This window comes from Microcoleus sp. D2_18a_D3 (assembly GCF_036702455.1).
Taxonomy (GTDB): Bacteria; Cyanobacteriota; Cyanobacteriia; order Cyanobacteriales; family Microcoleaceae; genus Microcoleus.
On the sequence record NZ_JAUBTK010000066.1, the window covers coordinates 27,590 to 43,502 of the forward strand.

The 15,913-nt window shown below is 44.4% G+C and carries 8 protein-coding genes; 4 read left to right on the forward strand and 4 right to left on the reverse strand.

From position 1 onward, the window contains the following. Positions 1-145: 145 nt before the first annotated feature. The gene (locus tag QUB06_RS25080) at positions 146-1,339 is read right to left on the reverse strand and encodes an NAD(P)/FAD-dependent oxidoreductase (RefSeq protein WP_333437591.1); all 1,194 of its coding nucleotides are present in this window, start codon (positions 1,337-1,339) and stop codon (positions 146-148) included. 728 nt (positions 1,340-2,067) lie between these two features. Between QUB06_RS25080 and QUB06_RS25085 the strand changes: the two genes are divergently transcribed. Together QUB06_RS25085 and QUB06_RS25090 are read left to right on the forward strand one after the other, a co-directional pair. After that, on the forward strand, positions 2,068-5,148 hold the full coding sequence (locus QUB06_RS25085; protein ID WP_333437592.1) for a PAS domain S-box protein: 3,081 nt from the start codon (positions 2,068-2,070) through the stop codon (positions 5,146-5,148). Positions 5,149-5,260: 112 nt separating this feature from the next. Further along, positions 5,261-5,686, forward strand: coding sequence for a DCC1-like thiol-disulfide oxidoreductase family protein (locus QUB06_RS25090; RefSeq protein WP_333437593.1), 426 nt, complete (start codon positions 5,261-5,263; stop codon positions 5,684-5,686). 50 nt (positions 5,687-5,736) lie between these two features. Here QUB06_RS25090 and QUB06_RS25095 read toward each other — a convergent pair whose 3' ends face one another. Together QUB06_RS25095 and QUB06_RS25100 are read right to left on the reverse strand one after the other, a co-directional pair. Further along, a complete protein-coding gene (locus tag QUB06_RS25095) occupies positions 5,737-6,153 on the reverse strand; it encodes a hypothetical protein (RefSeq protein ID WP_333437594.1) in 417 nt (138 codons plus the stop codon). A gap of 217 nt (positions 6,154-6,370) precedes the next feature. Next, positions 6,371-11,824 (reverse strand): AAA family ATPase, encoded by a 5,454-nt coding sequence (locus QUB06_RS25100; protein ID WP_333437595.1) that lies wholly within the window; start codon positions 11,822-11,824, stop codon positions 6,371-6,373. A 178-nt stretch (positions 11,825-12,002) separates the two neighbouring features. On the opposite strand from QUB06_RS25100, the gene QUB06_RS25105 reads away from it, so the two are divergent. Then, the gene (locus tag QUB06_RS25105; protein ID WP_333437596.1) at positions 12,003-12,137 is read left to right on the forward strand and encodes a hypothetical protein; all 135 of its coding nucleotides are present in this window, start codon (positions 12,003-12,005) and stop codon (positions 12,135-12,137) included. On the opposite strand, the gene QUB06_RS25110 is transcribed toward QUB06_RS25105, so the two are convergent. Continuing rightward, on the reverse strand, positions 12,127-14,511 hold the full coding sequence (locus QUB06_RS25110) for a GAF domain-containing protein (protein WP_333437597.1): 2,385 nt from the start codon (positions 14,509-14,511) through the stop codon (positions 12,127-12,129). The genes QUB06_RS25105 and QUB06_RS25110 overlap by 11 nt on opposite strands. A gap of 493 nt (positions 14,512-15,004) precedes the next feature. Here QUB06_RS25110 and QUB06_RS25115 point away from each other — a divergent pair, with 493 nt between their 5' ends. Next, positions 15,005-15,787, forward strand: a complete 783-nt coding sequence (locus tag QUB06_RS25115; RefSeq protein ID WP_333437598.1) for a calcium-binding protein — start codon at positions 15,005-15,007, stop codon at positions 15,785-15,787. Positions 15,788-15,913 lie beyond the last annotated feature (126 nt).

The window sequence follows — 15,913 nt, forward strand, 5'->3', positions numbered from 1 at the left end:
TGAATTTTTTGGGAACGGGCAAGATGCCCATTCCACAAGAACATTGAATTTTTTGGGAACGGGCAAGATGCCCATTCCACAAGAACATTGAATTTTTGTGGAACAGGCATCTTGCCTGTTGCCGATCTATTTGAAGAAGCATCGATTAACTTTTAAGCAACTCCTGAATCGGCCTGCTAATCCAATTGAAACCAACTTTTAGTTGATGGTCAAATGTTGGCATCCGATAGAGATAGGCTAGGCGGCGAGCAATGTGGGCTAGTTGTCCGTCGAGTTTAATTCCTAAACCGGCTAGGGTGGCGTTGTCAATTCCTAATGTCATCATTTCTCCTAGCGGCTGATAGCGGAAAGGAAGTAATGGGCGGCCGGTGAGGGATGCCCAAATGTTCCATGCGGTGTAGTCAGCTTGCTGGAAGGCTGTTTGGGCTGTTCCGGGGACTTTTTGACCATTTGCATCGTGACATTCTGCTAAGTCTCCCAAGGCAAATATATCTGGATGGTCGATAATTTGCATTTGCGAATTGACTGTTAATTGACCGCGCTGGTTTTGTTTGAGGGGTAGCGATCGCACTGCTTGACTAACTTGAGTTCCTACTGTCCACAGCACTATGTCTACGGGGAGAACATCTAATTGTCCTTTGTAAAGTAAGGATATTGTGTCCGCTTCGATCGCCTCTACTTCTGTTTCTAAGTCGATCCACACTTTGCGTTTTTCTAATGCTTGGGTGGCGGCTTCGCGGTTAAACTCCGGTGATGTCCGCAGAATCATGTTCCCTTGCTCGACTAACCGCACGCGACCTTTGTCTCCGAGTCGATCGGCTAATTTACAAGCTAATTCTACTCCCGCATAACCGGCGCCGACGATCGCAACCCGAATTTTGTCGGTGTTGCTGGCTTCTAAAAACCGCAATCTTTCTTCTAAGCGGTAGGCGTCGTCGAGAGTGCGAAATGAGTAAGCGTATTCAACCGCACCTTTCACCATATCTAGGGGGGTTTCGCCGCCTAAAGCTAAAACCAGGCGATCGCACGGAATTTCTGGGCCGTCGTGCAACTGCACTCGCTTTTCCTCTACATCAATGCCGGAAACAGTACCTTGACAAAAGCGCACGCCTGTGTTTTCCAAGAGTTCGGCAAACGGCGGGGCAATTTCCCAGGTTTGGAGTTCGCCGGTCAGGAGTTCGTACAGCAGGGGAACGAACAAAAATCGATCGCGGCGGTCAACTAGGACTATTTCGGGTTTTTCGGTTTTGGAGAAGGGTAACTGACTCAAGCGCAGGGCTGTGTAGAGTCCGCCGAAGCCTCCGCCGAGAATGCAAATCCGGGGTTGTTGTTGAGTCATCAGAACTATGGGTTTGAAACCCCGTCCTTTTAGGACGGCTTTACATTGAATTGAATCCCCTCGCGGGGTGGAGGGGTATGGTTGCCCCAAGGCGTGAGGTATGGTTGCCTCAATCTCTTTTCGGAGTAAAGTTAGCTTCGCCAAAGTTTTAAGAGCTTGTTAGGTTGAAAGCACTGTTCCTGTTACCTTAGAACTGTTTAACTCTCAACGACAGAGCAAAGGACTAGCTACGCATCCCAGGGTGTCATGACTCGAAAAACGTAGTCAGTTAAGACTGAGGCCCGTCAGAACGGCTTGTTAGATTTCTCCTTCAAGCCTCATGCCTAAAGGCTGAGGTTCCTGACGGTGTTTTGTTTGAGGGGCGATCAGTAACAAGGCCACTTATCTTATTGTAACGAGAGTGAGGGAGTGGGGGAGTGGCAGAGGGAGAGATGGGGAGAGAGGGGGAGTGGGAAAACGAGAAAGGGGAAAATCTTCCCTGTTTCCCTCGAACCTCAACATACATACGTTAAATGCGTTCAATCCGTTAGATAATGCGTTTCCGAACTGTTTTCTACATCTCTAGCCTTGATTAGCTCTACCTATTAGCCACCCTCAAATTTTCTGAATGTTCGCAGAACTAATTTTGTACTATATTAGTTTATAACGAATTATTTCGCAAATTTAATTCACTTTTTATAGGGTCATCTACTGTACCACTTGCCCCCGCACTCACAAGTGAAAAAATCATGCAAATTTCCTCGAATTCTTCTAAATTTAAGAACGGCGATCCCAATAACGAAGACGGCTCATCTTTGTTAAAAAGCGAAGAAAAATATAAAAATTTAGTAGCTAATATTCCCGGTGCTGTCTACCGCTGTACCTGCGAGTATACGGACGACGGGGAATTAACACGGACAATGGCGTTTTTGAGCGAGGCGGTTCAAGAAATATCAGGCTATCCATCTTCTGATTTTATCAACGATCGCGTCCGTTCTTTTGCCAGCATTATCCATCCTCAAGACCGCACAAATGTGGATGCTGTTGTCACAAAAAGTGTAGAAACCAGAACTCCGTACATCCTTGAATACCGGATTGTCCGGGCTGACGGCGGCATTAGCTGGGTTTACGAAAAAGGCAAAGCTGTTTGCTGCGAGGCGGACGAGGCGAGAGGAAGACAAGAGGGACAAGGGCAAATTGAGGGCTTGTTGTCGGCTGTGGTTTCGCCGGTTTCGCCGATTTCGCCGATCGCAAATTCTCTGTGTCGGGTTGTCTATCTCGACGGAGTAATTTTGGATATTACGGAACGAAAGCGTGCTGAGGAAAACCTGCGAAACACTCAAGATTTTCTGAATGCGGTACTGCAAAATCTGCCGATTAGCGTCTTTATTAAAGATGCTGTAGAGCAAAAATTTATTTATTGGAATACTGCTAGCGAAGAATTGTTTGGCTATTCCAGGGATGAAGTGATCTTAAACAATGCTGCTGACTTGTTCGAGTCAGATCATGCCAATTACTTGCAAGCACAAGATTTAGAAGTGCTGGCCACGAGAAAAGGCGTCGATTTGCCCGAACAAACTATCGAACTTCCGCACCGAGGAAAGCGGATTTTGCACACGAAAAAAGTTCCTTTGTTTGACGATTCGGGCGCGCCTAAGTACATTCTGGGTATTGCTGAAGATATTACGGAAAGCAAAAAAAATGAAACCGAATTGTCGCGGTTGGCTATTGTGGCTCAAAAAACCCAAAATGGTGTGATTATTACTGATGCTCAAGGCTGCATTGAATGGGTGAATGAAGGATTTACTCGGATTAGCGGTTATGTGCTGGCAGAAGTGCAGGGAAAAAAACCGGGTGATGTACTGCAAGGCCCTGAAACAGACCCGCTAACTATTGCTCAACTGCGATCGGCTTTGGCTGCGGGGGTGCCGTTTAATCAGGAAATCTACAATTACAAAAAGGATGGAAAGGGTTATTGGGTGGCGCTTTCGATCGCCCCAATTTATCAAGAAAATGGGGAACTCGAAGGTTTTATTGCGGTGCAAACTGATATTACGGATCGCAAGCAAGCAGAGGCAACAGTCAGGGAGAGGGAGAATTATTACCGCTGCATTGTCGAGACGGCTTCTGAGGGCGTTTGGATGTTTGACAGCGAAAGTATCACGACTTTTGCTAACAGCATGATGGCCGAAATGCTGGGGTATACTGTGGAGGAAATGCTGGGGCGATCGCTATTTGAGTTTATCGACTGCGAGTCTAGGGAAATAGCAGAAAGTTACGTCCAGCGCAGGCGCCAAGGCCTTCGGGAACGCCACGATTTTAAGTTTACTCGCAAAGACGGATCTCACTTGTGGGCGATCGTGTCGGCGACGCCGATGTTCGACGGTGAGGGCGAATTTTCCGGGGTGTTGCGGATGATTACCGATATTAGCGATCGCAAACAAGCAGAAGCAGAATTGCGCCAAACTCTCCAAGAGTTGGAATTTGAAAAATTTGCTTTGGATCAATCGGCAATTGTCTCGAATACCGACGAATTCGGAGCCATTACCTATGTCAACGAGCAATTTTGCGAACTCTTTAAATACTCCCGAGAAGAACTGCTCGGCCACACCCACAGAATTGTCAATTCTGGCTATCACTCAGCCGATTTTTTCAAGCAGCTTTGGTCAACAATCCGCCAGGGAAAGGTTTGGCGGGGAGAAATGAAAAATCAAGCTAAAGACGGCACATTATTCTGGTTGGATACTACCATTGTACCTTTCTTAAATACCAGCGGAGAACCCCATCAATATGTAGCAATTCGCAAAGATATTACCGATCGCAAACACGCAGAAGAAGCGGTGCGGCTTTCCGAAAGTCAATTGAGGACTAAAAATGAAGAATTGGCAAAAGCCCTGCGGGACGTGCATAAAACTCAAAGCATGATGGTTCAAAATGAAAAAATGGTAAGTTTGGGGCAATTAGTCGCTGGCGTTGCTCACGAAATAAACAATCCAGTTAGCTTTATTTACGGCAATGTCATGCACGCTGACGATTACTTTCAAGACTTGCTAAAAATTCTGCAACTTTACCAGCAGGAATACCCGCACCCAACACCGATTATTCAACAAGAGATAAATGATATCGATTTGAATTTTCTGCTCAGAGATTTGCCGAATCTGCTAAATTCGATGAAAATGGGAGCCGAACGAATTCGCCAAATTGTGCTGTCACTGAAGAATTTTTCGCGATTAGATGAATCCGAACAAAAGCAGGTGGATATTCACGAAGGGATTGAAAGCACTTTATTGATTTTGCAGCACAGGTTGAAAGAAACGGCAGGGCGTCCTAAAATTGTGCTGCTCAAAGAGTTCGGGAATTTGCCCCGCGTACAGTGTTATGCAGGACAGTTGAATCAGGTTTTTATGAATATTATTGGCAATGCAATTGATGCTTTGGAAGAGGCAATGGAGAGTGGACAGTGGGCAGAGGGACAACTGGCGCCTATTCCTTATTGTCCTTCGCCGACGCTGCGGATTTGTACGGATGTAAAATATGAACAGGATGCTTTGATGCAAGCAGATTCTACTGTTTCTGATGATTCAATGCCACATCCTTCTCATATTGTGATTCGGATTGCTGACAACGGGCCGGGGATTCCGATAGATGTTCACAAAAGGCTGTTCGATCCATTTTTTACTACGAAAGAACCTGGTAAAGGTACTGGTTTGGGGCTGTCTATCAGCTATCAAATTGTGGTGGAAAAACACGGCGGGCTGCTTAAGTGCGATTCTGCACCGGGTCAAGGCACGGAATTTGCGATCGAGATTCCTGTGGGGAATAGTCAGTAGTTAGTAGTCAGTAGTCAGTAGTCAGTAGTCAGCAGTCAGTAGTCAGTAGTTATTTACTACCAATGCCCTGTTTGGCCAATGCCCAATGTCCAATTCATTATTCCCCATAACCATGAAATATAACGTAATTTATGACGGCAATTGCAATCTCTGCGTTACTTTGGTACAGTTACTAGAAACCTTAGACCAAGGCACGCGGTTTGAGTATATTCCCATGCAAGATTTAGAGCAATTAAATCGCTTTGGGATTACGTCTGGCGACTGCGAAATGGGGATGATTTTGATAGATGGCAAGAGCCCGGAACGGCGCTGGCAGGGCAGCGATGCGGCGGAGGAAATAGGGCGGATATTGCCGGGAGGTGAGGTGTTTGTGGCTGCTTACCGGGCAATGCCGGGGATGAAGTGGATGGGCGATCGCGTGTACGAACAAGTCCGCGATAACCGCTATACTTTGTTTGGCAAGCGATCGACTACTTACAAATCTGTTTATCCAGTTGGCTGTAAGTCGATCGACAATTGCGATAATAGCAAGGACTAAAGTCCTTAGTACAAACAGGTTCGCAGTGAAAACTGAAGTCCTCAAAAAGATTAATTAAACAAATCGAATATCTGCTGGCAAAAGTCTTTGAGTTTTTGCGCCGACTCCACCGCAGGTTCGGTTAGGCCGAGAAAATTCCAATTTTCCACAGTAGAAAAGTGCCACTGCTGACCGCTATGATCGTAACCGGCGGCCTCAACTCCGATCGCGCGCCGATATCCTTCCACCGGATCTTGGTAAAATCGGATTTGAATCAAAATGCTGCGGCTTTGCAGCAAGCGACTTCTGCCGGGAAAATGGAAGCCAATGTCGATCGAATCTGGATCTACAAGTTCTCTGGTATCCTGGTCATTCATCCAAGGTTTCAAATCGACTTTTGCATCCGGGAATTCGGACTTGAATAAATTAACAACCGCAGCAATTTTGCTGGCAACTTCTATATTTTTGGCTTGTTCGGCAGCGTTCACTCGAAAAACTCCTATCAAATATAGTTATTACATTTAGCTAATAATGTAACTGCATACTGCCTGCTTTAAACAGTGAACTGTGGACTATTTGATAGATATTTAGCAATTGACAAATTTCCAAGTGTGTGTTAAGCACAAGTCATAACATTTGAGATTTGAGATTTGAGATTAAACAATTGGCAATGACTGATTGGGTAAGCGTGGTGAATAAATTTTATCAAAGCGGCAGGGCGATCGCAAATTCGGAACCTTCTCCCAGCACCGATTCGCAAGTTAGTTTACCCCCGTGGGTTTCTTCCACAATTTGCCGACTGATAGACAACCCCAAACCCGTACCTTTCCCTACTCCTTTGGTAGTAAATAAATGGTCAAATATTTTCGACTTGACCTCCGATGACATCCCTTGACCGTTATCTTTGATTTTAATCACCACACTGTTGTTATCCTCTCCGAGATGAGTGATAATGGCGATCGTATTCGGTAAAGCTTCAATTTCCGCGTAAGTACGACCCTGATTGAATTCGTCAAAACACTCGATCGCATTTGCCAGCACATTCATAAATACCTGATTCAGTTGCCCAAAATAACATTTAACAGGCGGGATATCTCGGTATTCTTTGATAATTTTAATCGCGGGGCGAGTATCTTTAGCTTTCAGACGATACTGTAAAATCATCAAAGTGCTGTCGATGCCCTCATGAATATTTGCTAACACTTTATTTGCACTGTCAGCGCGGGAAAAAGTCCGCAAAGACTTGCTAATATTGCGGATGCGCTCTGTACCTGATTTCATAGATAAAAGCATTTTAGGCAAATCTTCGATCAAATATTCTAAATCAATTTCCGATGCTTTATCCTCTAACTCATCTCCAGGATTAGGAAATTTTTCTTGGTAAAGTTGTAAGCAATCAATCAAATCTAAGCTCGCCTCAGCAGCAGCATCCAGATTGCCCGCAATAAAACCAAGCGGATTGTTAATTTCGTGAGCAACCCCTGCAATCAAATTGCCGAGAGCAGACATTTTTTCGCTTTGAATGAGTTGCAGTTGCGCCTGTTGCAATTCATTGAAAGATTTTTCTAACTGTTGAGATTTTTCTTTCTCCCGCGCGTACAAACCAGCATTTTCTACAGCAATAGCAACTTGAGAAATTAACACTTTGAATACTTCCACTCTCTCTGCTGTAAAAGCTCCTACCGTCAAAGCATTTTCTAGATAAATTATTCCGCGCCGCTGAGATTGATAAATAATCGGCAAACAGAGAATTGATTTTGGTTGATATTTCTCAATGTAGGTATCTACCTTAAAAGGTTCCGCGACAGTCGCATTGTCTAAAACCAGATGGTTTTGACTGCGCTGTACGTAATTAATCACAGACAGGGGAACATCTTGACAATTTTCTACGGGAATAGAGGGTAAAAGTGTCACTTTATCCTCCGCAAAACTGCCCGTAGCTTCTATGCAGAGGATATCGTTTTTCAGCAGCAGTAGCACTACTTTTTGAGCCGCCGCATTTTCTAAAATAATTTTGATTAATTTGGTCAACAATTTTTCGAGAACAATTTCACCGTTAATGGCTTCCGCCGACTTAATAAAAGTAGCTAAGTCTAAGAAATCGCCTAAACTACTACTGGTAGTATTTCCCGTGGCAGTGCGGGTGACATCGAGGGTTGGAGTTGGAATTGTGCGCGTCTGTGCTGCTAAGAAAGGATGTGTTGATTCTAAATGTTTAACTTTAGCTATGGCTCCCCAATGGATATATCCATAATAGGCTTTAGTCAGATATGCTTGAGAAACTATCTCTTTGCCCAAAGTTTGATAAAATTCTCCGGCTAATTCATAGGCTAATGCTTCCTCTTGAATATAACCGTTTTTGGCAGCTCCATCAATTGCGCGATCGTACAATTCCATTGCTTCGGTATTTTGCCCCAACACTCGCGCTATCTCGGCTGCAACCAAGTCGTATTTGTGTTGGTAATTCATCGGAGCATGAACTGCCCATTTTTTCATCCTCTTTTGGTTTTGCAGCACTTTTTCCAAATATTGCTTTTGTTCCCCTTTGCCAGTTGCTAGATACAAAGCTATGATACTGAGAGAGGAGTAAAAATTATTCAGAGCCACCACATCAAATCCGGCTACAGACTCCTCATGTTTCTCAAATAATCTTGAATTATTTAATGCTTGCGCGTAATTTCTGAAGATAAAATTAAGCTGAGTTTTGGCATGATAAACCAAACCAACTAAAAAAAAGTTTTTACATTCTATTAAAATGGGGAGCGTTTTGACTTCATTAAATCTCTCACCAACTAAATGACAGGGTTCGACAGCTTGACCGCGCAAATTGAGGGCTATCTGCCTTGCTATACTTATATACTGTACAGCCATTTCAAGTTGAGATTGCTGCATTAGTTTCATATATTTACCCGTCTCCTGATCCACCAAATCTAGAGGCTCTCCTATCGACAGTTTGTTTAAGCAATATGCACCTATAGCATAACCAGCAAATTCTAAATCTCCAGTTTCCATCCCATTTTTAAAACCTTCTTTCAGATCGCCTAATCCTGACTTGAGAGCGGCTTTCCAGTGGTGAATAAAAGAACCAAATGTTGCATAAACTCTACTTTTGATTGAACGGGAGGGAAATTTGTCTAACAGCCTAATTGCCAGTTGACCGAATTGGTATGCCAAACTAATGTCCCCTAGCTTGCACATAACTACGCCATAATAAACGTAGGCAATACTTGCATAAGGCGAATTACCGTATTTAATACACAGCTTTACCATCCTAAATGCCAGCAGCGGTATCAGTGGGGGTTTTGCCTGAATAGCACTGCTGAGAATCCCTGATAAAATCCGCATGGCTGCTTGTTTTTCGGGATCAATCATTTCTGGCAAGTTAGCTAAATCCTCAATTCGTTTTAATCCCAAGCTCAGTTTGGTATTACTCAGTCCCGCCATAATATTTAGCGCGTGGGGATTTTGAGGAAAAGAAATGCCTAACAGTTTCAGCACTTCCAGTCCTGTATTGAGTGCTTCTACCACTCTATTTTGAGCGTTATAAGACTGGATTTGAAGTTCATAAACATTCACTTTTTCCAGTAAACTTTTAGAGTTTTGAAGTACAATGTCAACCAGCTTTTTTGAAGATTCATAGTTAATGTTTAAGTATTCAGCTTCGGCTGTTGACTCGTAAATTGCTAACGTTAAGTCATAGTGGCTTTGCCAAGAATCCGCAGGCAATAATTCCATAGCAACCCGCAAATACCTAACAGCAGCTTCATAGGCAGCAGCGGCTTTTGCCTTGCGTCCAGCAGTTAAATTTAATTGTGCCAACTGAGTTTTTTCTGACTGTTGGCTAATCGTGTCAATTCCGACATTCAATTGATTGACGATATCAAAGATGTTTTCTTCTAGCTTGTCTGGGGGAGTATTCTGTAACAGTAATTGACCGATTTTTAAATGGGTTAATTGCTTTTGGTCTTCGGGAATTAGCGAATATGCGGCTTGCTGAACGCGATCGTGCAAAAATCTGTAACTAACCCGCGAAGTGTCTAACTTGAGATTGATTGATTCGGCTCGATCGAAAACTAAAGGAATGCGATAAGCATCGCTCAAGGGCAGAATTAACCCGGCTTGCAAAGCTGAATAAAGTTCAGTTGCTGTCGTATTAGCTGACTTTTCGCTGACAAGTGACAGCACATCTAGAGCAAATTTATCTCCCACGCAAGCTGCTAGCTTCAACACTTCTTGCGTCGCTGCGGGCAGCTTTTCAATGCGAGAAGCTACCAGTTCCACCACACTTTTATCGGTGATTCCAATGGCTTGGATTTCATCGATACTCCAATACCAACCACTTTGATTTTCCTCATTGGGAATGTGATTAAAATCAAATTTTAAAAGAGAGTCTTGATAAAGTGCTTGGAGTAATTGAGTCAAGAAAAAAGGATTGCCGCCCGTTTTATTCCAGATTAAATCCGCTAGATTTGTTACTTTTTCTGTGCAAGTGTTAAGTGTTTCAGTGACTAATTCCGTCACATTTGCTAAATCCAGCGGTTGCAACACGATATTGTTGACTATGGTACCAGTTTTTTCAATTTCTTCTACAGTCTGAATTAAGGGGTGGGTCGGACTAACTTCATTGTCTCGATAGGCACCGATTAGCAACAAATATTCCTGGTCAGGGTCAGTTATCAGTATTTGCATCAACTTTAATGTTGCTGAATCTGCCCATTGCAAATCGTCTAAAAAGATAACTAGGGGGTGTTCTTTTTGGGCGAAAACGCGAATAAATTCTTTGAATACCCGATTGAATCGATTTTGGGATTCTACAGGGGCAAGTTCTGGGACTTCTGGCTGTTTGCCGATGATTAATTCAACTTTTGGAATTACGTCGGCAATTACTTGACCATCTGTTCCCACTGCTGTTAAAATTTTCCTGCGCCATATTTCTAATGAAAGTGTACTTTCTGTTAGCAACTGCCGCAGCAGGGAGTTAAATGCTTGGATTAATGAGGCATAAGGAATGTTGCGTTTTAACTGGTCAAATTTGCCGCTGATGAAGTAACCTTTTGACCTGGTAATTGGCTTGCTAACTTCGTTGACTACGGCTGATTTACCGATGCCGGAGTAGCCTGATACTAGCATTAATTCGCTGCTTCCTGATGGGGGCGACTTTTGTTCTAAGGTTGCTACTTTTCCTAACAAGTTGTTAGCTAAACCCCCTCTTACACGTTCAAATGCTGCTAGCAATTCATTAACTTGATTTTCCCTACCGTACAATTTTTGGGGGATTAACAATTGGCTGAGAATATCTAAGCGTCCGGGGATGAAGTCGGCAATTTTTCCGGTGGTTTCTAACTGATGCAAAGAAATTTCTAAGTCGGCTAACAATCCGGCCGCACTTTGATATCTATCTTCGGCATTCTTTGCCATCAATTTCATCACTATCTCTGAGATGGCGACAGGTATTTCTGAATTGATTTGATGGGGATATATTGGTTGAACTGCAATGTGGCTGTAAACTATTTCTAATGGGTCGTTGCTGCGGAAAGGCAATTTTCCAGTCAGCATTTCATATAATGTGATACCAAGCGAATAAAAGTCTGTGCGGTAGTCGAGGGTGCGGTTCATTCTCCCGGTTTGTTCGGGGGACATATAGGCTAAGGTGCCTTCGACTGAGTTGGGATTGTTAAATTGCGGGTTTTCTTTATTGAGTTTTGTAGCAATGCCGAAGTCGGTGAGTTTTACTTGTTTTGTTTGCGAGTTAATTATGATGTTGCTGGGTTTAATGTCTTTGTGAATAATGTGCTGAAAATGCAGGTATTGTAAGGCTTTGACTATTTGGATGGCGATGTTTAAATTTGCTTGCAGGCTCAAGGTTTCTCTTTCCAGAAGTTTGGCGAGGGATTCGCCCCCAAAGTCTTCTAAAACGATTCCTAATCGGTGGTCAAATGTTTCGAGACTGATGGCTTTGACGATTTGTTCGCTGTCTAAATTTTGGCGGATTTGATATTCGTGTTTGAGCCTGGTAATGGCTTCGAGGGAGGGATATTCGGCTTTGAGGACTTTCAGAATTGCTGGGGGCGCGTCTGTCGGTGTTTGTGCGCGATAGATTATTGTTTCGACGCCTTCGTGCAGAGTAGAATTTATTTGGTATTCTGATAAGGTTAACATCACTTAAGTTAGAAATTACAGGAGCTAATTTTTATTAGATTAACACTACTTAATCTTGATTGGGTGTGATTGCGATCGTGTATTTTGCGATTCGCAATCACAGGGAAGATACACTACGTGAAAATGTGGGCTTGGTCGTTGGTGTCAACAAACATCTTAAATGTAATATTGGTCTTGTGTGGGAGTCCCGAATGCTTTCGCTGCACAGTTTTTCAGGGGGATGGGAGCGATCGCACTCCGCGTCAAACAACAGGAGATGGGAGCGATCGCACTCTGCGTCAAACAGGCAATTGAACGGGTTATCAATCGCTGACTACTGTAACTTCACAGATAGTAGAAATAGATTCCGGTTCAGGCAAAATACGCACGCGGGCGAATTTTAAACCGCTGACTCCTTGTTGTGATTCTACCATGCCAGTCTGAACTTTTGGCTCTACCCAACCTTCGCGAGACAAGTAGCGCAAGTATTGCTCATATTCTTCCCACTCTTCCTCGGTGGAATAAACGACAGTCAACATCCCCGACTGGGTAATCCGCTCTTGTGCGTCTTTGTCAACGGCTTTTTCGATCCGCTTTTTGACAAGTTCGTAGCGGATGTCGCGAGTGCCTTTGACATCAAACATTTTTTCGGTGTTTTCGTTGTGAAAAATGTCGATTGTAGTATTCTGCACTAATACTAAATGTGCGAGTTCCATGTTAATTTGAGACTCGGCTTGCAGGCGAAAAACTGTGCGACCACAATCGCAAATTGCTCGCAGTTGTTCGTACCGCAAACTGTGTAGGTGAAACTGGCTAAATTTGGGATCGATGGATTTTCCTACATAAATCATGTGATCCATGCCGTCGGTGCATTCGATGTCGCAGTAGTGCGGCAAAATTTGCTGCATTTTTTCTTGCCAGCGGGCCCAGGTTTCTTGGAGTTTGGTGCTGATTAAGTTCAGCATTTGGTCGTAGCGATTGCGATCGCTGTAAACGCAGTTATGTTCATTTTCACAGGCTGCTTGGTAAGCTTCAACGGCTGCCTGAACCTTGGGCCCGCACTGCACAAAATAGTCAAAATATACTTCTAAATGCTCGTTTAAATACTCGGCGGCTCGCACCTCCATATCGACTGTTACTTTTTGTTTTAAATGCTGGATGTAGTCGAGCAAGTCGAGCCGCAGTTGCTCGCCGAGGTGGGTAGTTTGTGTTTGGCAAACGGCATCAGCTATGACTAAACCTAAGCGGAATTGTTCGAGCAAATCAGTTTGAATGGCTCGATTTCTTTCGTCGCTAGAACCGCGAATGTCCGAAATTCCGTACAGCGGATGAACATCAGCAAATACGATTGTTTCTGGAGGCAGTCCCCAACTTCGCCTTTCTGCTTCTTGGGCGAACCGCCACTCGACTGCGGGGTGGATGTTGTGAATGTGGGTAAACCGCTCCTGGATGGCTTGCCGCAGGGCTGCAATGAAGGCGGGAATGAGTTCTTGGGCGTGTTGAGCGTCAATGCCGTTGAAGTGGTTTGGCCGATCGCACAACAGCCCCACGACTCCCAAAATCCGCACCCCGCACCCCTCACGGGTGACGGATTTGACTACCAGGGGCACCAGCAGCATCGATCGAGTTCCCATTCTCCGCAAAGTTCGATCGCACTCGGTTTCGCACTCCCTACGCAAGTCTGGCACGTTCCAAACTTGATTTGCTGCTGTGGCCTTCAAAAAGTGAGAAGCTTCTAGGGAGTGCATTGAATAAAGAATCGGCTGCAAATGTTGGCCGTCTTTTGCAACTAATAGCTGTACCTGTTCGCCGTCGGGGCGCAGCAGCAAAGTGCCGTCAGCATTGAAAAGCGATCGCAAACACCGATCGATTTTCTCAAATTTGTCTGGCCGCAGCATCGAATCTTGATCGATCAATAACTGAGTCAGCCGCCGAATTTGCTCCTGTACGGTGACATCAAAACCTTCTAGCAGCAGCAAACCTTCTACGCGGTAATTATCCAACTGCAATCGATCGGCTAAATTTTCCAGTTGATTCGGCTGCATCAGCCAAGCTTCCCGTTCCGCAACAGGCATTAATCTTAAAGAAATATCCGCAAATTCATCTATTTTTGAGTCAATTCGAGTAATTTTTAACTGTTCCGAACCCAGCCAAAATTCTATAAATCTTGGTTCTCGGTGTTTGGGGTTTTTTACACTCGCCGTGACAGGTTCTTCTAGCACCCGCAAACCGTCGATGTCAATTTGATAATATTGCTTAAATACCCAGTGCAAAAGGTGGCGACGGTACAATTGTTCTGCTGTTTTGCCGCCCCAATCCTCGAACAGTTCCAGCAGAGTGATGTCAGTTTCTGCAAACCAACCGTTGGTAAATTGAGTTGCCAAGGACGTTTCCTCCCAACCGGCCAAGCGACAAAATGCCGCGTTAGCGTACCGCAGGGCCAAAGTTCCCGGTTCCATTACTGCGATTAAAACGCGGCGGTCGCCGAGAAATTGAAACAATCGCTGTAAATCTTGTTTCCACGTTTTCAAGGGTTCAATTTCAGAAGATTGACTGGGTACTTTGCCCGCCAAAGCTTCCAGTAGCTGTTCTATACTTGGTTCGCTGGGCAGGTTGTTACTGTCTTGCTGTGTTGGGACGATATCTGTCGCTGGCGATTTTACGGAGTTGTTGTTGTTTTGAGGGGAAGACGATTTAGGAGTAGACATGAGTAAAACACCTGAAAGCAGTGGATTTGGCCAAAGAATATCAGCGATCGGCGATTATGGCTTTGTAAAGAGCTTAAATCCTGTTTGTAAAGTTTGTGTGTGGGTATCGGAAACTGGGTGTTTTCTCGGAGGATGGGCCCAGGGACTTTTACTTTTATTCACAAACAACCTCTCAGTCTCGACGTTATAGGTGATATCAACGTGTTTACCACCTGGCGGGTAACACCCATTATAAGCGGTAGACAGTAGCGGATAGTGTCAGCAACTAATGCTATTTGACTCAGAGGCGAGATATATAGCAGGTTTGGGTTGAAGGAAGCACAGCCCTGGTAATTGGTAATTGGTAATTGGTAATTAATAATTGGCAAGCAGGTTGCTTGTCACTAATTTAGCAAATAAATTTGCGAGAAAAATTCCAATATAACTTGCTATTTGGCAACGCCAGAATTAACATATATAATACAGCTAACAGGATTTTTGAAAGGACATAGTTATGGCTTTAACGGTTAACAATCTCATCGCCGATTCGACAGGATTTCCTGTATTTGCTGGCGGCGGGCCACGTCTTTTGGGATTCGCTACAGCAGATGATATCGACGTAGGAGCAGGAAACTTGTTCTCTTTCCCCTGGGGAGTTTGGGGACTCGGCGGCAACGATACCATAGCAGGTTCCTTCGATTCCAACGAAAGATTGTTGGGAAATGACGGCAATGATGTTATCGCAGGTAACGGCGGGAACGACATCCTTTACGGTGGCAAAGATGCCGATATAGTGGACGGAAATGAAGGCAACGACGTAGTTAGGGGCGATGCCGGAAACGACGTTATTTTTGGAGGATTTGGCAACGATATCCTGCGGGGAGGGCAAGGAGACGACGATTTAGAGGGCAATGAGGGCGACGATTTCATCGCGGGCGATCGGGGAGTTGACGTGCTCACGGGAGGCCTCGGTGGTGACATATTCGTGCTCAGAAGCAACGATGAAGCATTTGATATAAATGGAGCAGATGTCGTTACCGATTTTAACTTTGACGAGGGCGATCGTATCGGTTTGACGGACGGTTTAACAGAACTAAACCTTTTCTTTGAAGACGACAATTTGATTGCTTACGATAACGACGGAATTATCAACGACATGGTGATTGAAAACATAAATACCGGACAGATTGTGGGGATAGTTTTAAACACGGACAGCTTTGAACTTGTCGGTGCATTTGAACAGGCAAGTCCTTTTGCTTTGGCAGTTAACGGTTCTCAATTCCAGTTTTTGGCTTAGTTATTTGTAGGGAATTAGACGGGCTAGATCCCCCCTAACCCCCCTTAACAAGCTATGCCTTACTCACATCTTTCTTAACAAAACTCAGATGGGTGTAGCAGCAAGGGTTAGAGCGTCGATGGTGAA